Below are 23696 nucleotides of genomic sequence, written 5' to 3' on the forward strand. Positions count from 1 at the left end.
TGGAAATAGCTGTAGCCTGCGATAGAAACGCGTTGTACGAGACACCCACAGTTACGGATATCGAAAGAAATCGTCCTGTCCAGAAGATGGTAACTGGAAGCGGCCACTTCTGGATCGACTGTGGTGAAGTGTGCAGAAATCAGAACGTGAACCTGTCCGCCGATGTGCTGTCACTGTGAACCGTCGTTCCGAGTGACATTGCGGTTGTCGCTCAACCGCGGGTGAACCGTCTCCCAACCGTTCGGAAGGATCGATCTCTCGAGCAACGGATCGTTCGTGGTCTCCCTCCACTCGAGCAACTCGTCACGAAGTCGACCCCGAACGGCGACAGTCGCTGGATCGTCCGGTTGCTCGTCGGTCGTGAGGTTCTCTTGCTCTAGCGGGTCGGCCTCGAGATCGACGACGACCCGGTCTGCGTCGAGAACGCCAGGCTGGCGCATCAAAAAGCGTGGTCGCTATCCCGGCCTCTCGAGGGGAACCTGCGCTTCGCGAGTTGAGGAAACCTGACCAGTGGAGGGCTAGGGAATCTGATACAGCATCCCCCATCGAGCGTTATCCGGAAAGGAAGTGAAAGACCGCACCCTCCTCACCAGTAGTAACTGGCTTCTCGAGGGCGCGGCTTCCTGACTCAAATCTCTGGATCTCACTCGAGCCCGATAGCACACCCGCTGATCGATACGCAGACCTGATGATCGATAGTTCCACGAGAGGACTGTCCACCGAATGAGTTTCAACAGATCCATACTCGGTTACCAGCACCGGAGAGCCGTTGGCTGACAAAAAGTACTATCGACGGTTCGGCGTCCACTCCTCACAGGCGTCCATATCGTCCATCGTCTCGTCGAATTGGCCACAGTAGGGGGTCATCCCGCCGGACGTCCGGACGTACTGGAAGTGCCGGCAGTTGCCGCAGTAACGGTCGGTCGGCTCGCTCGTCGTTTTTGGCTCGTCGACGATCACGCCATCCCGGCCGTCGCCGTCGTACTCGTCCATCGGCGAGTGGATGTCCTCGGCAACCGCGCCACCGTCGCTCGCTGGCGCGCTCCGGGGCGGGCGCGGCCTCGTTTGCGTGGATTTGCCGCTCGTGGAGACGCTCGAGCCGTCGTACGCGGTTGTCGACGTTGATGTCGACTCAGTCTCGCCGCCGTCCGTATCGCCCTTCGCGTTCGTCTGTGTCTCGACGTCGCCATCGGGCGTCCCCCCGAGGAAACCGATACCGCCCAGGCCGCCACTCGAGGAGTCGACCTCGACCACTTTGGTCTGGTTGCGGCGGGTGACGTTCATCTCGAGCATGCCGCCAGGGTCGTTGCGGGTTTTGAAGTTGACGACACCGATGAACAGACACCACATGGCCGTAAACAGCCCGAGCAAATAGACGACGGACACATGGAGGGTGAGGTTGTCGCCGTGGCCCCGCCAGTGGCCCGGATAGGCGTGCCAGAAGAGGACGACGCCGAGCAGACAGATGCTCGTCCCGATGACGGCAGCCGCCTGGACGCGCCGACTGGCAGGAAGGACGGCGAAGACGCCCAGCAGCGCGAGTGGAACGCCCGTTCCGGCGAGGATTCCGGCCCACAACACGGGTCCGTACTGATCGGTGAACGCACTCGAGAACAGGGTTGTCGTCGCCACGAGCACGGCAACGATACCGAGGAGTGCGCCGACGACGACGAGCGCCAATCCGGCGTACAGCTGCCGGAGGCTCGTCCCCCCTGTCGCACCGTCGTAGACCTCCGTCAGGCTTGTCATGGCTGTCCACACGGCCTCATTCCACAAAACGATACGTCAGACACATGTCGGTGGGAAGACACCTTCACGGAGTGCGAGGAACGCTGATGGCTCATCGCGTCTTATGCTCTCGCGTGGGACAGTCCTTGACTGAGGGCGGCGCGGTGAGGCGTGGGTGTTGTCCTGTGGCGAATTGGAGGTCTGCCGGGGAAACGAAAGCTTGAATCAACGGGCTCACAAACTCTTGCCCATGAGTGATGAGGAAGCCGACTCTCCCGTCATCGAACTCGGCGAGCAGACACCCGTCGACGGTGCGCCGCTCGCTCGTGTCACCTCCCGGCTGCACTGGCCGATCCAGAAGAGTGAAATCGACCGTCTCGAGGGCGACAGCGTCATCCGAACCCCCGACGGTTCACGGACGCTCTCGAGTACGCTCGAGCATATCGACGAGACGTACTTCCAGCGTCGCCAGGAGTTCGAAGCGTACGTCCGAGACGTGATTGGAACGGGCCCCGTCCAGACAGCGAGTGCGGGGGACGCAACCGAATCGGACGACGAGTAAGGAATCGTGGAACGGCTGGGCGGCACTTCGTGGTTGAATTCGATACGAGCCGTCATTGCTGAGCGGTCGTGGTTTCAGAAATCGTTACTCGTCGGTGCCGTCTTGACGGCAATCTGGATGGTCTGGGTTCCATCGGAGCTGCACAAACGAACTGTCTTCGATGCCATCGTCCTGATCGGGGGCCCGCTCGCGCTCGGAGCGACTCACGGCCGACACATCGGGTGGACGATCAACCGCATCGCGATTCGTAACGCAATTTTGCTCTCGCTGTTCGTCCTGCCGTTTTATCTGATCGGCTCGACGTTGCCGACGATCCGTGCGTACTACCCGATGTGGCAGACGTCGCTGGCCCTGGGAGCGTTTCTCCCGCACGCAGTGCAGTTGTTCGTCCTCGCGCTGGCCGCAGAGACGTACTACCGGGGGCTGCTCTGTGTCGGGGTGAAAGAGATTGGTTTCAAGGCTGTCTTCATCAGCCCGATCGTCTACATGATCCACCACGCCTCGAAGCCGCCGATCGAGTTCCTGCTCTCGGGGCCAACGGACGTCCTCTTCGGAGCCGTCGATTACCACTCGAACTCGATCCTTCCCTCCGTCATCGCTCACGGGGCCGGCCTCGTCCTGCTCGACTGGCTCGTCTTGCGAGAACCGCTCTTCGATCCGACGGGGCTCCTCGCGTCCCTCGAGTGGCTTCCGGTGCCGTTGTAGGTGTTTTCTGGTGTTGTTGTCGCTCCCAACTCGTGACCGCCGGTCGCACCGTCGCTGTCGTTTCGAACCCGCGTCGTTTTTGCCCGTGCTGTCGAAGACGTCATATGGCACTTCCAATCGATCCAGCGACGATCGATCCCGACGATATCGGCGAGAAACAGGTCGTCCTCGAGCTAGACCACGAGGAAGCGATCGAACGCGTTCGTGCAGTCTGCACCGACGTCGGCTTCGGCATCCCGGTTGAGTTCTCACCCTCAGAACTACTCAACGAGAAGGTGGACGCAGACCGCGATCCCTACTACGTCCTCGGTGCCTGCAATCCGGCAATCGCCAACCGGGCGCTCGAGGAGACCATGCAAATTGGGGGACTGTTCCCCTGTAACATAGTCATCTGGGAGGAAGAACCGGGTAGACAGCGCGTGTACCATCTTTCGATCATGCGGGTTGCCCAGTTGCTGGGTATCGCCCCCGAGAACGACGCCTGGGATGGGATTCTCGCGAAGACGGGCGAACTTACCGCCGAAACGTTCGAGCGACTCGAGGCGGACGACGCGGCGGTATCGGACGCCTAAATGTGGCGCTGATGGCCGTCTAACTGGGACACTGACGGTCGAACCCCCGATCAGTGTTGGTTGGGATGAGTGGTGCGTTGTCGGGTAAGTGTGGGGCCGTAGAACGGATCTGAACTCGACTCCATCTCGAGGAAACCCCATCTCTTCATTCGAAAAAGATCAACACTTATGGTGGTGACCCGACAGCACATCGCATGGACGTTCGTACCGGGTTTTTTGCGCTCTTGTTGGTGATCCTCGGCTACATCGCCGCGCTGATGGTGTTTCCCCTGTTTCCGTACGTGATGGCGGCCGGTCTTCTCGCGTTCGTCCTCTACCCGACCCAGAAACGCCTCGAGGCTACCCTCGACTCCGTCCCGCTGGCTGAACGGCATCGCTCGAAACTCGTCGCACTTGTTCTCACCGCTGTCGCCATGGTTGCAGCCGTCGTTCCCCTGTTTGTCTTTTCAGTGATCGTCTTTCAGACCGTGTTTTCGTTCCTCTCGGAGTTCGACGGCCCGGCCGCCCTCGATGAACTCGAGGCACTGGGGCGTGACCTGGGACTCGAAGACGAGACGATTGCGGATCTCCAGGGACAGATCCGCTCGACGCTGGAGCCTGACGTCATCACCGATGCCATCGACATCGTCGTCGGCGAGTCGCTTCGCCTCCTGAACATGGGGATCGAGATGGGCATCGGCCTGCTCGTGCTCGTGTTTTTGCTCTATTACTTGCTGGTCGACGGCGACACGTTCGTCGAGTGGGTCGGCGCCGTCGCACCGATCGATCCCGTCGTCCGAGACGAACTGTTCGACGAAGTCAACGTCGTCACCTGGGCGGTCATCAAGAGTCACGTGCTGGTCGCCCTCGCCGAGGGAATCCTCGGTGGGATCGGGCTCTGGCTGGTCGGCGTCTCGAACGTGCCGCTCTGGACGATGGTCATGATCGTCGTCTCGTTCTTGCCGGCGATCGGGGTCTGGCTCGTCTGGGGCCCCGCCGTTGGGTATCTGTTTGCTACCGGCGAACCGATGTTGGCAACCGTGCTATTGCTCTACGGAATCGCCGTCCTCTCGATCGTCGACAACTACCTGCGGGCGATTTTCGTCGATCGAAGCTCTGGGCTGCACCCGGCAGTCGTTCTCATCGGCGTCATCGGCGGTATCTACCTGCTCGGGATCATGGGGCTGTTCCTTGGCCCCGTCCTGCTAGCGGTGTTCAAGGCCGGACTGAACGTCTTCGGGGAGGCCTATGGAAACCTCGAGCCCAGGGAGGCGCTCGCCGAGGCAGCGCGCGACGAACAACCGATGGTGCAACAGCAACTCGATGGGGTCGGAACTGATCCTGACGACGGTACAGATGTAGAAACCGGTTGAGTCCCCGTTCCTCGGGCGTCGTCTCCCGTCTTCACTCGAGGCTCGCGTCCGTCACGCGGATCCGGCCGCGCGTGCCATCCCACTCGGTTTCGTACTCGAGCGCCAGCCGCCGTTGCATGTGTGGGCCGTCGACGACCAGCGTTTCGAACTCGCCGCCTTCCCCCAGCAGGTGGACACCGTAGCGTTCGTTAAGCGCCTCGAGGTCAGCCACCGCCTCGGCGTCGAGGGTGCGCCCGAGCCAGGATTCGTCAAGGCCCGCCGCTGCGACCTGTACGATGACGATTTCGAATCCCGCCTCGAGCATCGCGTCGACGAGTTCGCGCGGATCCTCCCGCCAGAGCGGTGCGAACAGATCACAGCCGAGGCGCTCACACATCGCTTCGATTCGGCTCGTCTGGAACTCGCTCTCGACGGCCCCAGCGGTGACGCCAGCGATGCCGTCCTCGAGGTTGGCGTCGAGGGTCTCCAGGGCTGCCTCGAGTGGTTCGAGTTCGTCGTCCCCTTGCTCGCTCGAGGTGATCGCCGACTCGGCCTCGAAGTCGGCGGGTTCGACGTCGACCAGGGGAATGCCCATGCTCTCGGCAACCAGTCCCGTCAGCTTCGTCTCCGGGACGTGGTACATGTAGGAGTCCCCGACCGGGTGTACCGTGACGAGGCGGTTCACCGTGAGGCCTCTCTCCAGCGCCTGATAGACTGCCCACGCGGAGTCTTTCCCTCCGGAGAAGAGCCCGACCCACGAGCCACTGTCGTCCGTCATACCCGTCGTTTTCGGTCTGCGGACAAAGACGTGACGAGTTCACCTCGCTCTGGTCGAACGAGTATTCCCAGTAGTATTCGGCTGGAAAACCCAATCGCCGCCCGTGATGGACGTGGGTGAGAACGATGGCACTCCCTATTGGTGGCCCCTACTCCTCGTCGAGTTCGTCGAGTTCGTCGAGTTCGTCGTGATCCATCACATCGTCTTCGGCTTCCGCTTTCTCACCGTCATCGGATTCTGCTCTGTTGTCCTCGTCGGCTTCCCCTTCTGCTGCCTTCGAGCCACCGTCGGTCAGCTCGGCCTCGTTTCGCACCGTCTGTGTCTTTTTACCGGACGACGCCCCGCTCAAGTCGTCCTGACGCTCCATGGGTGTCTCCGCATAGCGGGCGGCGATGCGAACCCCGATCAAACTCAATGCGAACCCGAAACTGACGAACATGGCCAGCCGCTGGCCGGACGTGAGTGGGAAGCTCTGAATTCCCCACTGTTCGTCCACCATTACCTGGGGGATGACGAACGGATCGATCTGCCCCTGTTGCTCGAGGAAAAAGCCACTGAACCCGCGAATGACGAGTCCGACGGCGACGACGAGAAACGGCAGATGGAGATAGGAACTTCGGAGGGGCTCCTCGCGAATGAGTTCGTCGAACAGCCGCCCCGCACTCGCGGTGAGGGCGGCCGCGGCGAGCCAGGGGACGCTGTCGAAGACGAACTGCATCGTTGGAACGACCGCTCCCTGTGTCTCTCCGAGGTTCGAGACGCCGAGTGCCCCGATAAATAACCCAACCAGGGAGAGGCCAATGGCGACCACGTAGGTGACGATGGACACCTGCCCGGAGTACAGCGAGTCTTTGAGCTGTCTCCCCAGGCCGGCGAGCAGTTCGTCGATGCTGAATCCTTTGTACAGCAAGAACAGACCGATGACTGCCGTGATCGTCGCTGCCCCCTCGGCCGGGCCGACGAACGTCGCCAGCACCGGGAACACGAGCAACGTGAGCCCGAGCGGAACGAGGATCGTCTGGCGAAGCTCTTCGTCAGCCAGGAACTGCTTGAGCAGATAGTACGTCGATTCGATGTCACGCGCCTGGCGGACGACCACGCGATCGACGGCGTCGACCTGCACCCGGCTTTCGACGATCGGAACGAGCCGTTCGTCCTCGGCGCTGTCGATGACGACGATCGCCGAGTCGGGCTGGTACTCCGCCATGAGTTCGTCGAGCTGGTGGGCGACGGCCCTGTCGGCCGACACCATCGAGTCTCGATCGCCCGAGACGACCGCGACCACGGTCTCCTCGTCGTCGTCGCGAAGGCTCTGGGCGACCCGCAGGGACTCGAGGAGCGTGTTCACCCCCGAGTCCTCCGGATCGGCGAGCCCGACGTCGGTCACGAGCGCGCGGACGGCTTCCCAGCCGACGATCGGCGTCCGCAACCCGGTTCGGCGGCCGACGTCGTCGGTTCGGTCGAGACAGACCACCAGCGTTGTCACGGTTGCCGATGCATTCTCTGCGACGATAAAACCACTCACTCGTTCGGGTGGTTTCGCCGGTAATCTATCACCATGTGTGGCGCAACGTGACGTACGAGCGGGGGTTTTCGTCGGGCTGGTATCTCTCCGGGCAGTCATATCTCCGGACTGTCATCTATCTGGGCTGACTTCTCGTCGAAATCTCCTCGAGGACACCGTTGCCACACGAGTATCCTCTTCCAACCCCGAACCATCGTCCTGGCCGATCGATGTGGCCGTCACCGGATGGAACCCGGCGGGTAATCAGGTCAGAGCCGTAGCCTGAATCCACGGTCGTCGGCGAGACCAGCCACGCCGGCACCGAACGAGTACGCGAGCGACTGGGCACCGCCACCGAGACGGGCCATCAGCGGCCGTTCCGGTTCGAATTCCTCGACGGCGACTTCCCCGAAATCGATCTCGAGGCGCTCGGCGAGGACGCGTTCGACGTCCTCTCGCGTCCCGAGTGCGTCGACGAGACCGAGTTCGTTGGCGTCCGTGCCGAGATAGATTCGCGCTTCGGTCTCCCTGATCAGGTCGGGGTCGAGGTCGCGCCCCTCGCTCACCCGTTCGACGAACGAGTCGTAGTAGCCGTCGACGATTCCCTGCAGGTACTTGCGTTCGTCGTCCTCGAGTTCCTTGATCGGGAGCCCGGCGTCTTTGTACTCGCCGGCGGTGAACTGCTCGTAGGAGAGCCCTACCTTCTCGGCCAGTTCGGTGGCGTTGACGCGCGAGCCGATGACGCCGATCGAGCCGACGATGCTGGCGTCGCGCGCCCAGAGTTCGTCACAGCCGCTGGCGATCCAGTAGCCGCCGCTGGCACAGAGGTCGGTCGTGTACGCGACCGTCGGCCCGTCGAACCGTTCGGCAGCGAGTTTGATGTCGTCACTTGGGACGACCTCGCCGCCGGGGGTGTTGAGTTTGACCAGGAGAGCGTCGACGTTGCCGTCGTCGTTCGCCCGATCGATCTGCTCGACGATGTCGTCTGCGGGCGTCGATCGCGGGCTCGTCGGCATCGGGCCACCACCGCCGTTCCGGGTGATCGGCCCCTCGACGGCGACCTCGGCGACGTTGTAGCGTGGAAACAGGGTGGTCGCGAGGTTCCCGACGAATCGTATGCCGATGCTTACCGTGACGATCGCCAGGACGATGCCGAGCAGTTGTGCGAGCGTGTCCGGGACGATGACGAACACGATAACGGCGAGAACGGTGACGAGAAGCGTTCCGATGACGACGAGGGCGACTCGAGCGACTCGATTCACTGAAACCACCTGTGATGCATACGGCGTAGGTGGGACGCCCATCCCGATAATGATTGGTAGTCCTGGCCTGGCAATCCCGACGGGCCCGGTCGAAACCCACCGCGTTCGAGCGCAGTCGCTCTGTCAGCGGTCGGCTGAAGCGACCGTCGAACGGCGGCTGTCTGGATCGAGCAACGAGTAGCGCCGCTCGAGGCGTGAAAAACGGAAATCTCGAGAACAGCGAAATCGACCTAGAGCAGGCCGGTCTTCTGGAGCTTCATCAGGTCTTCGGTGTCGAGGGTCTCGCCCTCCTTGAACTTCTGATAAATCTCCTCGGCCTCTTCCTTGGCCGCCTCCTTCTTCTTGTCGCGAGCGGACTGGCGCTGTTTCTCCTCTTTCTTGTCCATCTCGCGCAGGCGCTTCTGGACGCGGACGAAGTCCTCGTGGTGACGGTCGGCGGCCTCCTGGGCCTCGACGAAGGACTCGTGCATCTCGTCGGCCTCGTCGCGGATGTCGTCGGCCTCGCGGTAGGCCTCGATCATCTGGTTGTGGTGTTCCTGGGCCTTGTCCGCGAGTTCAGTCACCTTCTGGTGGTGCTGAGAGGCGTCCGAGCGTACTTCCTCGGCTTCCTCGACGAGCTCTTCGAGCCCGTCGTTGTCCTCGAGTTTGTCCTTGCGCTCGGCGTACTCCTCGCGTTTGGACTCGATCTTCTCGATCAGTTCGCGCTCTTCTTCCGAGGAGAGCACTTCGGTCTGTTGTTTGAACTCGAGCTGTTCGATTTCGGACTCGAGTTCCTCGAGGTCTTTGCCCTCGTCGAGCTCCATGTCCGATTTCAGGGTCTCGACTTTGTCGAAGAGCTTGTTGGCCTCGGCGTTGAGCTCGTTACGCTTTTCTTTGTGCTCTTGCACCTGCTCGTTGAGCTCGTCGCGTTTCTCGCGGTGTTCCTGGGCCTCGTCGACTTTCTCGCGCGTCTTTGCGTTGAGCTCGTCGCGCTTGCCGGCGCGCTCGGAGGCCATCTGATTCAGGTCGTTTCGTCGGTCTCGGAGCTGCCCAGCTTTTTTGATGAGCTGCCCTTTGGAGTCGTTCTCGAGATCTTCGTCTGTAAGGTCGATGTTTTTCGATTCGTCTACCATGTGTTGTTACCCTCTGTGCCATACCCGCATCGGCCGGCACGACCGCTCACGACTGGCGAAACCCGGTGAATAAGATTTCCTGTCATCGATCGTCGAGCGATACGCGCCCCGATGGCGTTCTGGTATCGGCTACTACTGCCGCACACCATTTAAATGTACCGGTGTACTCGACTGTGAAAATCGTTAGCAGGGGGCCTGAAACCGTGTGGAGAACCCACATGGAGGTGCGCGGTGCTCTTATAAATCATATCGATTGTGTACCGACCGGTCGTCCAGTTCAACACTGAGTTCGACGGCGTCGGCGTTCGGCGGTACGTCGACCGACCCCGCCGAGGCTGCCCCCATCGCGTTTACCGTCACGGACGTGTCACCCGAACGATCCCCTGCACGCCAGGATACCGTCGTCTCGAGCAGTGTCGACGTATCGTTGACCAGCGTGATGGGCACCTCTTCACCCCCCTTCGGAAGCCGATCGACAACGGCCTGAACTGGTTCGTAGGCCGACGAGAGGGCATCGAACGCCGGTTTTGTGGAGTCGTCGTGGGTGACCATCCCTCTCCCGCCTCCCGGCCCCGTATCACGAAGCGTGGCGGCGACGAACAGCGTGCTCTCGTGGCGACGGAGCGCCTCCGCAACCGTGCGTATCGTCGTCGCCTGATACGCGAGCGAGGCGTCCACGGTATCGGCGTGTCGCTCGAGCAGCGACGGATCGACGCCGGGAACGACGCCAGGGTCGACCTCGTCGGTGGTGATCGATGCCGCGCCGAAGGCTCCAACGTACGAACCCAGTGACGGGTAACGACCGAGGAGCCTCTCGATGTCGGTGGCGTCGAGGTACTGCCAGCCCGGGAAGAGCGTCGTCGCGGTGGCTTCGAGTCCTGGTGCGCCCGTGACCGGTACTGCGACGTACTCGTCGGGAACGATGTCGGCGACTGCCGCCGCCGTACTCCCATCGAACCCGGTGCGCCAGGTTCGCCACCGAAACGCCAGCCTCGAGCGGGAGCCACTCCCCAGGGGCTTCTCGAAGGGATCGACCGGTTCGTTCTGCACACCGACGAGGGCCAGACTCGGATGCGCACCGTAGCGGTCGGTGATCGCCGCCACGTGGCGCTTCCCGCTTTCGACCTCGAGCGCGGAGGCGCTCACCGGGAGATCCTGCCAGACGAGGAGCCCGAGTTCGTCACACGCTGCGTACAGGGCGGGACGTGGTGCGTGACCACGCACGCGTAAGAGCGTCGCATTCAGTTCGGCCGCCCGTTCGGCGTCCGCCCGCGTGTCGTTCCCCGGGAGGCGGGAAACACCACGAGCCCGAACCGGACGCCCGTTGACCACCAGGCCGTCCTCGGTTTCCTCGATCGTTCGCAGTCCGACGACTCGTTCGGTCGAATCGGCCCCGAGTTTTGCTCGCACGGTGTATCGGTGTTGGTCGCCGTACCCCCGTGGCCACCACAGCGCCGGGTCGCGAACCTCGAGCGTCGTCGAGGCCGTCGCCCGTTCGCCTGCGTCGGCCTCGATCGCTACCCGACCCATCGTCCCGCCGCCGCGAAAGCCCTCCGGGCGGAGCGAGAGGGTGATCGAATCGTCGATCGGTTCGTCGCCCACGTCGACGGTGATCTCGACGTCGATGAACGCGTCTTCGCCCTGCCCCTGTCCCTCGAGCCGCGGTGTGACCGCGAAGTCGCTGATGAACGTCCGTGGCCTGACCTGGAGATCCACGCCCCACCAGATCCCGGGGAGTCCGTACGCCGGTGGAACCTCGTCGGTGTCGTAGATCCCGCCGGGCGTTCGAGCCGGATCGAAACACAGGATCAGTTCGTTCTCCACGTTCGGTTCGAACTCGAGTCGAGTCGGCAGGAAGTACGGCTCGTCCGGATCGACGTCCTGTTCGGTGCCGTTGATCCAGACGCCGGTCAACCCTGCCGTCCCGCGGAGGGCAAGTAGCGTCCGATCGTCGTCCGTAGTGCGCGGATCCGCGAACGTCGTTCGGTACGCGATCAGCTCGTCGTCGAAATCGTGTTCTCGAGCCAGCCCCGTCGGTCGACCGGGGACGGAGACGGGGCGAACGTGCTCGAGGGTCGGTGGCCCGCCGTCGACGAACGAGTCGACGATGCCAGCCATCCACTTGCCAGCCATTACCACAGATCACTGAACGGGGGCCAAATAGGTGTTGCGACGTGTGCGAGCGGTCGTTGCGTGGGCTGACGCGCAGACGGCAACCACTTTCACTTTCACTCTCCTGTTGGCGAACGTTAAGGGTGCTGTCGATTCTCCACTCGAGTATGCTCGAGTCCATCGCCTGTACGTGCTATCGGTGTGACCAACCACTCGCGGACGATCAGCTCCAGTTGACGATGACGACCGCGGGAGGTACCCGTCGCGTGTACGAGTGTTCCTGCGAGGCCGTCACGGTGACTGTGGTCAACGAGGAGCGAGTCTAACGGCGGTGGGGGTTCTCGAGACGATACGCGCTCGAGCGACCGATCCGATTCAGCCGACTTAAGAGGGACGACACCCTCGTTTCGACCTAGGTGGCCACACGCAATGTCCGACCTACCGGACGACTTCAACTGCACGATCACGAACTGGGAGTACATCTACAGCCTCTGTCGGGACGTCAGCGACGACGTCCGGCGGGACGAGTTCGAGCCAGACGTCATCGTCGCACTCGCTCGAGGCGGCTGGTTCGCAGGCCGATGCATCTGTGACTTCCTCGGCCTCGACGATTTGACGAGCCTGAAGATGGAACACTACGTCGGTACCGCCGAGAAATCGGGCGAACCGACCATCCGCTATCCGATGCCCGAAGGCAGCGTCCAGGGAAAGGACGTCCTGATCATCGACGACATCGCCGACACCGGCGGCTCGATCAAGCGCGCTCAGGAGTACGTCGAAGACCGCGAGGCGAACACCGTCCGGACGGCGACCCTCCAGTTACTCCAGACCAGCGAGTTCGAACCCGACTACGTCGGCGAACAGCTCGAGGAGTGGGCCTGGGTCGTCTACCCGTGGAACTTCATCGAGGACATGATCGACCTCGTTTCGGGCGTCATGGAGAAGGCCGACCAGGACTCGTTCTCGAAGGCCGACGTCCGCCACTATCTCAACGCGTATCACGACGTCGACCGCATCGAGATGGAGATCGCCCAGCCCAACCGCCTCACCGAGGTGCTGACCGAGATGGAACGGCGCGAGGTCGTCGAAATGACCGCCCCCGGCGAGTGGATGCTGATCGAGTGAGCTGATTATCGCCGGTTATCACTCGAGTGAGCTGAATTTCTCCCTCTATCGGTTCGATTTTCCGCCCCTCACGTCCACTGACGTCGATACGGGCCAGCGAGAGGCCGTGACCTCGACTGGAATCGAGATTCAGGAACCGCGCATCCACCGACGAACCAGCCCGAGGCCCGGGCGGCCGTCGTGCCACCAGAGGACGACGCCGGCGACGAAAATCGCGGCCTCGAGCCACAGCGTCGTGACGGCGACCGAACCGATCGTCCCGAGCGGTTTGACACCGGTGTATTCGGGCATATTGGTAATCGGCCAGAGGAGGAAGCCGAGTTCGTCGTACTCACCCGCGAGCAGGTGCCACGGCACGTCAGCGGCCAGGTGCGAGGCGTAGCCGATTGCGAACGCGATTCCGAGTTCCCGCTGATCGACTCGAGTCGCCACCAACCAGACGGCGAGGACGAGCGGGACGGCTGCCACTACCGAGTGGCCGATCGTTCGCCCGACGTCGACGACACCGACAGCCACGAGTGGTTTGTCGATCAGATCCGGAAGGGTCGCACCGACGAGGGCGGCGAGAACCGGCGCCTCTCGGGGCGCTTCGCCGGTCGCGAATCGAGCGTACGCTACGTAGCAGAGGTACCCGACGACGGGATGGACGAACGGTTGCACGTTTCGGTGTACGGGGGCGAGTCGAAAAATGGTATAGCTCTGGAGCGGCGATCCGTTTCAGCCAGCTCGTTTCTCCTCGAGGAAGGAGTCCCGCCCCGAGCGGGAGGCCCATCGCTGATCGTTACTGGCTGAAATAACTATACTAAGTATAGTTAATCACTTTAGGTATTGTAGTAAATCGTCCATGTTGCGGGCCAGTGATAGGGACTGTCGTAACAATTTACGGCAGAGCGCTCGCCACGGGGTCGCACTCGGCGGTACGTGTCTCCATCTGTCCCGATGAGAGGGGAGGAGACCCGAACCGGGACACGACGAGCGTAGACGACAATTGTTTAGTTCCACTTGTGAATTTGAGTGTCCATGACGAGGAGGGACTCCGAACGACAGGATGGTCTCGAGGCTACTGAGAAACGCATAGCCGAGACCGATGGCGGCGGTGAGGGGGTTGCTGTCGAAACGATCGTCGAGCAGTTGCGAAAACTGCAGGACACCGTCGACGAACAGCACCATGGAGAGATCGAGGAGACGAAACGGATGCTTACACAGCTCCCTGGGTCGCGCACACTCGAACAGCGAATCACGAAGTACACGAGCCGCGACGTCGGGGAAGCAGCCGTGGGCAGCATTATCTTCGCACTGCCACTCCTCGTGGAGGATGGCGTCTTCGAGATTGCAGATCACCTGGTCGACGTTCTGGTCGCCGGTATTCCGGTCTTTCTTCTCGCAAACATCGCGTTCGTGATCGCTCTCACCGCCGGACTGTTGTACGCCGTGGATATCCGCGAAGTCAAGGTCACTAACCCGATTTTCGGCGTTGTCCCGCGACGGCTCACCGGCGTGCTGGCCGTCTCGTTGGTCGTCACCACGATCCTTATGGTCGGCTGGGGCCGTCTCTTTGTGGACGACCCCTCCATGCTTGCGATGGTCGGCCGTATCACCGTCATCTGGGCCGCCGCTGCCCTCGGTGCATCGCTGGGTGATATCCTCCCCGGCGAGAGCAAAGGGACGGATCTAACCGTCGGCAATCTGGACGCGTTCGGCGGCAGTGAAAGCTGACAGTGAACGTCGTACCCCCGTAACACGTCAATTGCGTTCCCCAGTCGGGGTCGGATGCGATCGCGACGCTACCTATCGGATTCGTAGTACGCCCAGAGATACCGACTCGCCAGGCTCCGATGCGGTCGCCACGGCTCGGCAATTTCTCGCATCGCGTCTCTCGAGAGGTCGTTCCCGTCGTTGTACAACAACTCGATGGCACGTCGTACCGCCAGATCACCGAGCGGGAGGACGTCCGGTCGCTGGAGGACGAACATGAGGTACATCCGGGCCGTCCAGTCGCCGACGCCCGTGATGGCCGTCAGCGCCGCTCGCACGTCGTCGTTCGACTGGTCGGCGAGCCCCTCCCGGGTGAAATCGTTCTCGCGGAACGCCGTGGCGACGTTGCGGACGTACGCGAGTTTCTGCCGGCTCAATCCGGCCTCGAGCAGCGCCTCGTCGTCGGCGTCGAGGACGCGCTGTACCGTCACCTCGTGCTCGAGCACGTCGAAGACGCGTTCGCGGACGGCCATCGCCGACGCCGTCGATAGCTGCTGGTTGATGATCGAGACCACGAGTCGCTCGAACTCGTCGACGTCAGGGTCGAGCGGGTGGGGATCGAATCGGTTCACGATCGGTTCCAGGATGGGATCGTTTCGGAGGACGGTCTTGGGTACGGTGGTGGTCACTGGTACCGTTCTGGGGCGGCGGGTGCAAAAATCCGTTGTTCGAGGCGGTGCGTGAGGGTGTTACTCGCCCTCTCGGGTCTGAGAACGTCGGCTGGGCGACCCCTACTCGAGTTGCTCTTCTTCTTCTTCGGGACTGTCTGGAGCGTCCCGGTCGACTCGGCGGCTCACGTCGACCTGGTAGTTCTCGAGGATGTCCCGGCCGAGGATGACTGGATAGTCCATGTGGCTTCGGTCTTCGACACTGGCGGTGACGGTGTGCTGGTTCCCGCCGACGCCGACGACGATGTCGACGACGGGCCGGCTCTTGGAGGTCTTTCGACTACCGGATTTCACGCGCGTGATGGACTTGATCGGGCCGGCACCGATGTCGGCTGCCAGGCGGGTGTCGATGCTCGTCCGGGTCGCTCCCGTGTCGGATTTGGCGTAGACGGTCTTCGACCCGCTCGTTCCCGAGAGGACGATCTCCTCGGTGTAGCCGATGATCGCCGGTTCGCCGGTACCGGGTCGGGTGACGTCCGGCATCGCCGTCGGCGTGGAGTCGTCGAGGTTCGCCGAGAGTTCCCAGACGCGACCCTCGTCTACCTCGCCGCCCGCTCGTTCGATAGCGAGTTTCGCGATATAGGGCGCGGGACTGACGTGGGTCGCCTCGAAGAGGCCTTTGAAGCCGGCCGTGGGGTTCACCTCGAGGACGAACCAGCCGTCCTCGCCCTCGACGATGTCGACGCCGGCGTAATCGAGCCCGATCACCTGGGAGGCATCGACGGCGATTTCTGCGACCTCGTCGGGGAGGGAATCGGTCGCATCTTCGACCGACCCGCCGACGGCGACGTTCGTCCGCCAGTCGTTGTCGGGTGCGTAGCGGTACATCGCGCCGACGACCTCGTCGCCGACGACGTAGACGCGGAGGTCGCGATGTCGCTCGCCGTCCCGATCGATGAGTTTCTGCAAGAACGCATACCGGTTGCCGACCTTGGCGTTGACGTGTTCGTTCGGGCCGACCTTCCAGGTACCCCCGCCGTGCGTGCCGATCGCCGTCTTGTAGACGGCCTCCTCGCCAAAACGGTCTCGAGCTGCGTTCAGCTTCTCGGTACTGAGCGAGAGGTAGACGTCCGGCACCTGAATATCTGCGGTGGTGAGTGCGGCCGCGGTCGCCAGTTTGTGCGAGGCGGTCAGCGTCGTCGCTGGCTCGTTGAGCATCGGGACGAGACGGCTGAGCGTGTCCGCCAGTCCGAGTTCCTCACAGGGCTGTTCCGTATTCGAGAGTAGCATGCGATTCGCGACCACGTCGACGTCCGGATCGATGACGACCTCGTTCCCCTCGACGCTAAGCGTGGTGTTTTCCTCGCGAAGCCACGCCGTGTCGTGACCCAGTGCTTCGACTGCGTTGAGAATCGCCTTCGACTCCTTGCTCGTGTGCAAGCTCAGTACCCCCACTGTGACGGACTCGTCGACTGTCATAGATTCATACTCTCTGGGCACCCGGAAAAGCGTTATCAGTTATCGGCGGGATCCGTGGGCGTTGCGGACAATAAAGCTGCGGTTCTTGGCGATTTCACCTGTTCTCACTGACTGCTCGAGTGAGGGGAGCGCAGTCAGCTGAAATGGGCCGTGCCCTGATTGTAGTGTGGTCGTCTGGGGAGGTAGTGGGAGTTGTGGCGATGATGATTAGCGTGGAGGGGAGGGTCGGTGTCGAGGTGAATTCGGTGCGGAAGTGACGAACTCGCCTCGACGAAGCGTCAACGGGGTGGTGTAATGGATCAACCGATTTGCGTAATCGGTGTCGATTCGCCTGAAAGCGGTCGTCGCTGCCGCGGTGGCGGCTTCCCCGACCACTGCGGGACTCGAGCGACGACACAATATCGTCGAACTCGAGACGTCCACCATCGCGGGACTCGGGTCTGGCTCATTGCTCTGTGCATCCACCCTCCTCCGCAGGATGAACCAGGGCGTACAGCTCGGTGCCGAGTCGCGCCATCTCGAGGTCGGCCTCGAGGCGCTCGATGTGGGTCTCGAGCGTCGCCTGGTCGATCCGGTCGAGGGGCTGCTCGAGGAGCGACGCGAGTGCCGGGTCGAGCCCCTCCAGTGAGCTGCCGGGGCGAGACGGGGCGTTCGTTCGGCCCGCCTCGATCATGGCGTGGATCTCGCGGAGGGTGATGACCGCTCGGCGGAGGGTTCTTATTTCACCCTCGTCCGCTGGCGGCTGAAGCGTCGCCGACAGCGTCGCTTTCGCACGGGTCACGTCCGCTGGTTCGACCGAAAACTCGCGGCAGGCAGCCTCGAGATCGAACGACCCATGGCGGCCGCGAGTAGCAGCAAGTCGGAAGGCGGCGACCGTGAGCACCGCTCGATCGTACTCACAATCGAGTACCGTATCGGCGTGGTCGGCGACCGCTCGAGCGACCTCGGTGACGTCCGGACAGCCCAGTTGCTGGGCAACCTGCTCGACGGACGACCCGTTTTGGGGTGCGGTGTTCCGCGTCATACGAGACGATAGGGAACCCAATTCCTTAGTGACATCTGGGAAAGTATCGTTACTATGATTACTATCATTACTAACGGGATTTTATACACAAACGCACCGCTTTCGAACATCCGTCGCTACGGAAGACGATGGCGAGGCCTGACAAATCCGCCACGTTCAAGCCACTTCCCTTCGAGAGTCGAGCTATGACCAGAGCTGTCTGGGTGAAAGCCGACGACACCGTTGGTGACTGGGACGCCCGACGCAAGCGGATCACGACCGCCCTCGAGGCCGGCGCTGACTGGGTGCTCGTCGACGAACAGGACACCGAACGAGTACGCGAGCTTGGCGACATCTCCGTCGCTGCCTTCCGTACCGACGGGGACGTTACCCTGATCGACGACGCAGAGGATCCGGAACCGGAGAGCCAGCCGGACGCATTCGTCACCGGCAAGGAGGGCGAAGGTGACGGCACCATCGACCTCCCCAACGACTTTTCCGGATCGGCGGATCTCTCGACGCTCCGTCGCAGTAGCCCCGTCGCTCACGGCGCGTACGTCCGCATCCGGGGGAAGGACTACGAAACGTTCGCCGAGGCCGCCGCTGAGGTGGCCGACTACACGATCGTCATCGGCGAGGACTGGACGATCATCCCGCTCGAGAACCTGATCGCCCGCATCGGCGAGGAAACGACGCTCGTCGCCGGCGTCACGACCGCCGAAGAGGCGAAGACGGCGTTCGAAACGCTCGAGATCGGAGCAGACGCCGTCCTTGTCGATACGGACGACCCGGACGAAATCCGCCGTACGGTCGACGTTCGCGACGCCGCCGAACGGGAATCGCTCGACCTCGAGTGGGGAACGGTGACCGAGATCGAACCCGTCGGCTCGGCCGACCGCGTCTGCGTGGATACCGGGAGCCTGTTCGACCACGACGAGGGGATGCTCGTGGGGTCGATGTCACGCGGCCTGGTGTTCGTCCACGCCGAAACGGCCGAGTCGCCGTACGTTGCCTCCCGCCCGTTCCGGGTCAACGCGGGGGCCGTCCACGCGTACGTCCGGACGCCCGAGGGCGGTACGAAGTACCTCTCCGAGCTCAGAAGCGGCGACGAGGTTCAGGTCATCGACACCGCCGGCCACACCCGCGAAGCGATCGTTGGCCGGGTCAAAATCGAGAAACGGCCGATGTTCCGCGTGGCGCTCGAGACCGACGGTGGCGATCACATCGAGACGCTCCTGCAGAACGCCGAGACGATCAAAGTCTCGACGAAAGACGGCCGCCGTGCGGTTACCGATCTCTCACCAGGCGACGCGGTTCGCCTCTACTACGACGACACGGCCCGACACTTCGGCGAAGCCGTCGAAGAGAGCATCATCGAAAAGTAGTTCTCGATAGTCGAATCGGGCTCGAGTCGGTTATTTTCCTCGTTTCGGGCCAGAACTCGAGGCATCGGAGTGGTGGTGCGGTCAGGAGTTGGTGGTGCGACCCTGGGTTGGTGTCGTGGCAACGAGTTGGTGGTGGTACCTCGAGGTGGTGCCGTGGCAACGAGGTGGTGTCGTGCCCCCGAGTGGTAGATGTGATGGTGGCGTAGACGACGCTGGCGACACGTATGAGGTACTGATATCGATTGTGACGAGTATCTGGACTGACAGGAGAAGAGACGACACTCCGATGATGCTGCTGACTGGGTGACAGCACTCGTGACGAAACCAGCTACGGTGACACCGATTCGTCCTCCGCCGGCGGCTCGAGTCGGGTCGTACACCAGTGACAGAACTCGAGTTCCTCATCGAGCGGGCGGTTGCAGTGGGGGCACGTTGGCCCATCGTGGTCGCCGCTCCCACCGACGGCACCGAGACCCCGAAAGAGCGCGTCGGTCGCGGTAAACAGGGCGAGAAACGCCAGGAGGAATCGATCGACGCTGCTGGTTTCCTCGGTGAGAATCGTCCACGTTGCGTCGAATGACGTCATCGCGCTCAACTGCGTCGTCGAAAACGAGATGGCGACCGCCGTGACGAACAACCCGGCGAAGAACAGCGCACGTATCCAGTCACGGAGCACGGCGTGGCCGATGCCGGGGAACACCAGCGAGAGCGAGGCGGCGACGAGCGCACGAACCAGCGTCATACCTGTAGCGAGTCGTTAGTGACCGACACCCTTAACGTTCCGTTTTCGAGTTGGGTACGGAGTCACCACCCGATTGGCTTTCGGTTCGTCGACGTTCTGCACACGATACTCGCCGCACCACACACAGCGCGATCACCGCGGTGGCTCGTCACGTGCACCCAGCGCACTCCGGCGCAGGTGAGAGTGGTGAACCAGCGAGGAGACGCCAAACATCAGGAGGATGATCGCCGAAAGCACCTGTCCGGACAACCCCTGAAACGGGTACACCGAGGCCCAGACGAGTGCGATCAACAGCGTTCCAACCGCGCTCAACCCGAGATAGTACTGACTCCATGGAATGTCGTGTGCGGGGACGTACTCGAGGTACATCTGTACCTCCCGTGCATCCTCCGTCAACTCGACCGTCCCCCTCGAGCGGTCGTACTCGATGATGCCTGCGTCGGCCAGTTTCGGCAGGTGTGACTGGCGCAACGCCGTGTAGATGCGCTTGCGCTTCTTCCAGGAAATGTCCTCGATTGGCATCTCGTACTCCCACGCGGTGAGCGCATCGACGAGTGTTCGCAAGTCGGTTTGTCCCGTTTCGTCACGTTTGAGATAATAGAGAACCCATCGCCTGCGCTGATTGCTCAGCACGGTGAATACCTCGTCTCGAGACGGTGAATCCTCCGGAATCTGTTCTGCAGTACCCCCCAGTGTGTCAATGGCGTGTGGAATATTCGTCACGTGAACCCCCCCAAATGATTCCCATCGTGACGCTCTCTCTTAGATAAGTTAATTAATTGGAACGTAGCCGTGGGTAGCCTCTTGCTGTCCACGAACAGGGAGTCATTATTCGCTCGAGGACGTCGGTTCCTGTCCTGTTTCCCGCTACCCACCGTCGTCGGAGGATCGAACGACCCATTCCACTGGCTGCTCATCTCACCTCCTGTTCGTTGTGTGAGCACGCTTGTCGGTCGTCGAAAGCCCTCCCTGCGTCTCGGTCGCAGAGAAGGTCGTGCCTGCAGGCGCTACCTGTCGCCCCTCCTTGGAGTGTATACACAAACCCGGTTCCATCGATGACAGAGCCAAGCGCGCCCCATGTCGGTCAGTCGGTGTGACCGCACACGGGATCCGCCGGAGAGTACACAGTTATGAAACGACGACAGTTCGTTCTCGGAACCGGTGTGGCAGCGATCGGCGGTGCAACGCTCATCGGCACCGGGGCCTTTTCGGGTGTGGTATCGAAGCGGTCGACGAAAATCAGCGTCGCCCACGACAGGGACGCGTACCTGGGACTGAAACGCAGCGACAGCCCCAATCGAAGCTACGTCGACTACGACGACAAAAAGCACCTGCGGGTTCGGATGGACAAGAAAAACCCCACCGAAGGCGGTGGTCAGGGCGTCAACTCGGATTCGATCTCCTGGTTCGACAACCTCTTTCACATCTGTAACCAGGGGAAAGAGCCGTCGAAGATTTTCGTGCTTAAATCCGGTGACGAACCCGACCGGGTGACGTTCTACCACGGCAACTTCAGCAACGGGTACGAGATCGTCAGCGGCCAGACGCTCGCGGTGAGTGAGTGTCTGGAGGTCGGTCTGTACACGTACACGAAGGATATCGAGGCGCACACGCAGCTGCTCAGGAACGTCATCATCGTCGCCATCGCCGAGAGCGCCTTCACGAAGGAGATGAAACCGGACAATCTGCTCGAGGCGGTCGAGATGCCCGACCGAAAATCCGAGGAGTGGGTGCTCAACGGCGCATGACCGATCCGTCCACGCTGAACCGACGGCAGACGCTGGCTGGGCTCGGCAGCATCGGCCTCGGTGCGCTCGCGCTCGTTGGCGTGTCCTATTGGCGACAGACGTCCGAGACCGCTGTTCGGTCGAACGACGACGATACCACCGTTCACTCGCCGGGGACGTCGAACGGAACCGACGACGACGGAACGGACGACGGTGGCGATCCCATCGACACGGAAAAAAAGCGGAAAATCACTATTCAGCTACCGAAGGGCGACCACGACCGCTTCAACTCCGATTCCATCTCGTTCGTCCACGACGGCTTTTACGTCTGTAACCGGGGGAAATCGGCTGCCAGCGTCTGGATCGACGCGGATCCGGTGACGAACGACCGAGGCGAACCCGCCGTCAGGTTCTATCGTGATGGGAATCTCGGTGACCGAATCGACAGTTCCGACCAGGCGGCCCACCTCGAGGCTGACTCCTGCCTCCGCGTTGGCGTCATGACTCGCACGTTTGGGATTGCCGGCGAGACGACCCTGGTCGAGAAGGTCGACGTTCGAACCGAACGGAAGGATCCTTGACGACACCCGGTTCGAAGCGGGGTGGGAACGCTGTCGTCGGTGGTGGGATATCACAGTCTGTTCGTCCGTCGGTTCCGCTGTCCTAGACGCTCTTCCTTTTCGTGTCTCTATCCCTGCTCCGACTCCTCGAGAACTGATCACACGAGAAGACAGTCACTACTTGGTGTCAGTCACTCATTACTTACCATCACGGATGTTGCCCACTCGTCCGTGATCCGTTTCGCCGCTATCGAGACACGTACCGGCGCGGATCGGGGGTGGGGGACGTTTAGTGTTCGTCGCACAGCGGAACCAGCCGTCGATCGGTGTCACGCAGCAGTGGCTATCGACACCTGGGCCGACCGACACTCCCTGCGCTGTGACCGGATAGATCTCGAGGGACGTGCGCTGGTGGGAAGGGGTGTGACGACACACCAATGACGATTCGTGGGTCTCTCAGCAGCGTCCTCACCGTCGTCGTCGGACTCATTGTCGTGTTGTTGCTCGTTGGTGCTCTCCTTGGCCAGCCGGTGTTGCTGTCGTACGTCGAGACGGGGAGCATGGAGCCGACGATCGAATCGGGCGACGGCTTCATCGCGATTCCGACGGCTGTCAGTGGCCCGGTCGAAACGGGAGACGTCGTCGTCTTCGAGGCCCAGGAGATCGACGGCGGCGGCCTGACGACACACCGTGTCGTCGCGGAGACTGATCACGGCTACGTGACGCGCGGTGATGCAAATATGGTCACCGACCAGGACGGTGCCGAACCGCACGTCACCGACGGCCAGGTCGTCGCCAAAGCGCTCCAGGTGAACGGCGAGGTGGTCACGATCCCGCACCTTGGAACGGCGGTGATGGGCATCCAGAGCGGCCTCGAGGCGACCCAGCTACGCCTGGCCTCGCTGTTGGGGACGGGGGCACTGCTGGGATCGTCCGGCCTGTCGGCGCTCCTGCTCGGGTTCGGCATCGCCGTACTCGCCGTCTCGTTCCTGCTCGAGCGCGGCGCTCGAACCGAGCGCTCTCGAAGTCGCCAACGGCGGCCGCGGCGAGACGTCTTCGACGCGAAGCGAGTCGTCCTCGCACTGGCGCTCGTGATCGCGCTCGTCTCCGCGGGGACGATGGCGACCATGTCGGGGTCGACCGAGACCGGGATCGTCAGCAGCGAGTACGATTCCGGTGCGCACCACGTCATCGCGGCCGGTGAGACCGAGACTCAAACCTACGAAGTGGCCCACAACGGCCCCGTCCCGGTGGTGACGATGTTCGAGCCCTCGAGCGACGGCGTGACCGTCGACGAGGAGCCGAAGCGCCTCGAGCGTGGCGACGCGGTCAACGTAACCGTCGGCGTTACGGCACCACCGGAGACAGGGTACTACCTCCGGTCGTTCTCGGAGTATCGCTACTTCGCGGTGCTTCCCACGCCGGTGATTGCGACGCTGCATACGATCCACCCGTGGCTGGCGGCCGGAGCCGTGACGGTGGTCGTGACGGGGGTGTTCGTGCTCCCGTTCGCGCTGCTCATCGGCACGGGGACAATTCGGACGCGGGAGCGACGGCGAACGGGGCACGGGAAACGTACCTTGTGGTGATTTTCATGGAGACGATAACGCACACACACGACAGATCCGAATTCGGGGGGTATCGAC

The 23696-nt window shown here is 62.3% G+C and carries 25 protein-coding genes; 12 read left to right on the top strand and 13 right to left on the bottom strand.

The annotated features are described in order from the left end of the window. Positions 1-170: 170 nt before the first annotated feature. Positions 171-440: a hypothetical protein gene (locus NGM68_RS04970; RefSeq protein ID WP_252700541.1), complete on the bottom strand. Its 270-nt coding sequence runs from the start codon at positions 438-440 to the stop codon at positions 171-173. A gap of 346 nt (positions 441-786) precedes the next feature. Then, on the bottom strand, positions 787-1749 hold the full coding sequence (locus tag NGM68_RS04975; protein ID WP_252700542.1) for an ABC transporter permease: 963 nt from the start codon (positions 1747-1749) through the stop codon (positions 787-789). A 229-nt stretch (positions 1750-1978) separates the two neighbouring features. On the opposite strand from NGM68_RS04975, the gene NGM68_RS04980 reads away from it, so the two are divergent. The 4 genes from NGM68_RS04980 to NGM68_RS04995 all read left to right on the top strand — a co-directional run bounded on the left by NGM68_RS04980 (position 1979) and on the right by NGM68_RS04995 (position 4919). Further along, positions 1979-2290: a DUF5789 family protein gene (locus NGM68_RS04980; RefSeq protein ID WP_252700543.1), complete on the top strand. Its 312-nt coding sequence runs from the start codon at positions 1979-1981 to the stop codon at positions 2288-2290. Positions 2291-2296: 6 nt separating this feature from the next. Next, entirely contained in the window at positions 2297-2995 is a 699-nt protein-coding gene (locus tag NGM68_RS04985) for a CPBP family glutamic-type intramembrane protease (protein ID WP_252700544.1), read from the top strand. A gap of 104 nt (positions 2996-3099) precedes the next feature. Beyond that, entirely contained in the window at positions 3100-3567 is a 468-nt protein-coding gene (locus tag NGM68_RS04990) for a DUF302 domain-containing protein (protein ID WP_252700545.1), read from the top strand. Between the two features lie 194 nt (positions 3568-3761). Continuing rightward, positions 3762-4919, top strand: a complete 1158-nt coding sequence (locus NGM68_RS04995; RefSeq protein WP_252700546.1) for an AI-2E family transporter — start codon at positions 3762-3764, stop codon at positions 4917-4919. A gap of 31 nt (positions 4920-4950) precedes the next feature. On the opposite strand, the gene NGM68_RS05000 is transcribed toward NGM68_RS04995, so the two are convergent. From NGM68_RS05000 to sppA, 3 genes are all read right to left on the bottom strand, one after another. Beyond that, a complete protein-coding gene (locus NGM68_RS05000) occupies positions 4951-5676 on the bottom strand; it encodes a diphthine--ammonia ligase (protein ID WP_252700547.1) in 726 nt (241 codons plus the stop codon). Between the two features lie 148 nt (positions 5677-5824). Further along, positions 5825-7162: a DUF373 family protein gene (locus NGM68_RS05005; RefSeq protein ID WP_252700548.1), complete on the bottom strand. Its 1338-nt coding sequence runs from the start codon at positions 7160-7162 to the stop codon at positions 5825-5827. Positions 7163-7449: 287 nt separating this feature from the next. Next, positions 7450-8451 carry a signal peptide peptidase SppA gene (gene sppA / locus NGM68_RS05010; protein ID WP_425493613.1) on the bottom strand — a complete coding sequence of 334 codons (1002 nt, stop codon included), beginning with the start codon at positions 8449-8451 and terminating at the stop codon, positions 7450-7452. A 40-nt stretch (positions 8452-8491) separates the two neighbouring features. Between sppA and NGM68_RS18170 the strand changes: the two genes are divergently transcribed. Beyond that, positions 8492-8623, top strand: coding sequence for a hypothetical protein (locus NGM68_RS18170; protein WP_256469937.1), 132 nt, complete (start codon positions 8492-8494; stop codon positions 8621-8623). A gap of 49 nt (positions 8624-8672) precedes the next feature. Here NGM68_RS18170 and NGM68_RS05015 read toward each other — a convergent pair whose 3' ends face one another. Then, a complete protein-coding gene (locus tag NGM68_RS05015; RefSeq protein ID WP_252700550.1) occupies positions 8673-9554 on the bottom strand; it encodes a coiled-coil protein in 882 nt (293 codons plus the stop codon). 237 nt (positions 9555-9791) lie between these two features. Further along, entirely contained in the window at positions 9792-11687 is a 1896-nt protein-coding gene (locus NGM68_RS05020) for a glycoside hydrolase family 2 protein (protein ID WP_252700551.1), read from the bottom strand. Between the two features lie 146 nt (positions 11688-11833). Here NGM68_RS05020 and NGM68_RS05025 point away from each other — a divergent pair, with 146 nt between their 5' ends. Continuing rightward, positions 11834-11992 (top strand): hypothetical protein, encoded by a 159-nt coding sequence (locus NGM68_RS05025; protein WP_252700552.1) that lies wholly within the window; start codon positions 11834-11836, stop codon positions 11990-11992. A 103-nt stretch (positions 11993-12095) separates the two neighbouring features. Further along, positions 12096-12791, top strand: a complete 696-nt coding sequence (locus NGM68_RS05030; protein ID WP_252700553.1) for a phosphoribosyltransferase — start codon at positions 12096-12098, stop codon at positions 12789-12791. A 129-nt stretch (positions 12792-12920) separates the two neighbouring features. Here NGM68_RS05030 and NGM68_RS05035 read toward each other — a convergent pair whose 3' ends face one another. After that, positions 12921-13451 carry a metal-dependent hydrolase gene (locus tag NGM68_RS05035; RefSeq protein WP_252700554.1) on the bottom strand — a complete coding sequence of 177 codons (531 nt, stop codon included), beginning with the start codon at positions 13449-13451 and terminating at the stop codon, positions 12921-12923. Positions 13452-13811: 360 nt separating this feature from the next. Between NGM68_RS05035 and NGM68_RS05040 the strand changes: the two genes are divergently transcribed. Next, complete coding sequence (locus NGM68_RS05040) at positions 13812-14507, top strand: DUF2391 domain-containing protein (RefSeq protein ID WP_252700555.1); 696 nt, start codon at positions 13812-13814, stop codon at positions 14505-14507. Positions 14508-14575: 68 nt separating this feature from the next. Here the strand turns inward: NGM68_RS05040 and NGM68_RS05045 are convergent, their stop codons facing one another. From NGM68_RS05045 to NGM68_RS05055, 3 genes are all read right to left on the bottom strand, one after another. After that, entirely contained in the window at positions 14576-15175 is a 600-nt protein-coding gene (locus NGM68_RS05045; protein ID WP_252700556.1) for a DNA-3-methyladenine glycosylase family protein, read from the bottom strand. Positions 15176-15277: 102 nt separating this feature from the next. After that, a complete protein-coding gene (locus NGM68_RS05050) occupies positions 15278-16633 on the bottom strand; it encodes a RimK family alpha-L-glutamate ligase (RefSeq protein WP_252700557.1) in 1356 nt (451 codons plus the stop codon). A 445-nt stretch (positions 16634-17078) separates the two neighbouring features. Further along, on the bottom strand, positions 17079-17657 hold the full coding sequence (locus NGM68_RS05055) for a hypothetical protein (protein ID WP_252700558.1): 579 nt from the start codon (positions 17655-17657) through the stop codon (positions 17079-17081). Between the two features lie 185 nt (positions 17658-17842). On the opposite strand from NGM68_RS05055, the gene NGM68_RS05060 reads away from it, so the two are divergent. Continuing rightward, entirely contained in the window at positions 17843-19021 is a 1179-nt protein-coding gene (locus NGM68_RS05060; protein ID WP_252700559.1) for a 3-dehydroquinate synthase II, read from the top strand. Between the two features lie 328 nt (positions 19022-19349). On the opposite strand, the gene NGM68_RS05065 is transcribed toward NGM68_RS05060, so the two are convergent. Together NGM68_RS05065 and NGM68_RS05070 are read right to left on the bottom strand one after the other, a co-directional pair. Next, positions 19350-19763 carry a zinc ribbon domain-containing protein gene (locus tag NGM68_RS05065; protein ID WP_252700560.1) on the bottom strand — a complete coding sequence of 138 codons (414 nt, stop codon included), beginning with the start codon at positions 19761-19763 and terminating at the stop codon, positions 19350-19352. A 132-nt stretch (positions 19764-19895) separates the two neighbouring features. Continuing rightward, positions 19896-20486 carry a DUF7344 domain-containing protein gene (locus NGM68_RS05070; RefSeq protein WP_252700561.1) on the bottom strand — a complete coding sequence of 197 codons (591 nt, stop codon included), beginning with the start codon at positions 20484-20486 and terminating at the stop codon, positions 19896-19898. 407 nt (positions 20487-20893) lie between these two features. On the opposite strand from NGM68_RS05070, the gene NGM68_RS05075 reads away from it, so the two are divergent. The 3 genes from NGM68_RS05075 (at position 20894) to NGM68_RS05085 (ending at position 23639) form a co-directional block, all read left to right on the top strand. Further along, the gene (locus tag NGM68_RS05075; RefSeq protein ID WP_252700562.1) at positions 20894-21511 is read left to right on the top strand and encodes a hypothetical protein; all 618 of its coding nucleotides are present in this window, start codon (positions 20894-20896) and stop codon (positions 21509-21511) included. Then, entirely contained in the window at positions 21508-22071 is a 564-nt protein-coding gene (locus NGM68_RS05080; RefSeq protein WP_252700563.1) for a hypothetical protein, read from the top strand. Before NGM68_RS05075 ends, NGM68_RS05080 begins: the two co-directional genes overlap by 4 nt. Before the next feature lie 416 nt (positions 22072-22487). Then, positions 22488-23639: a signal peptidase I gene (locus NGM68_RS05085; RefSeq protein WP_252700564.1), complete on the top strand. Its 1152-nt coding sequence runs from the start codon at positions 22488-22490 to the stop codon at positions 23637-23639. Positions 23640-23696 lie beyond the last annotated feature (57 nt).

It is taken from the genome of Natronosalvus vescus, assembly GCF_023973145.1.
In the GTDB taxonomy this organism is placed as follows: Archaea; Halobacteriota; Halobacteria; order Halobacteriales; family Natrialbaceae; genus Natronosalvus; species Natronosalvus vescus.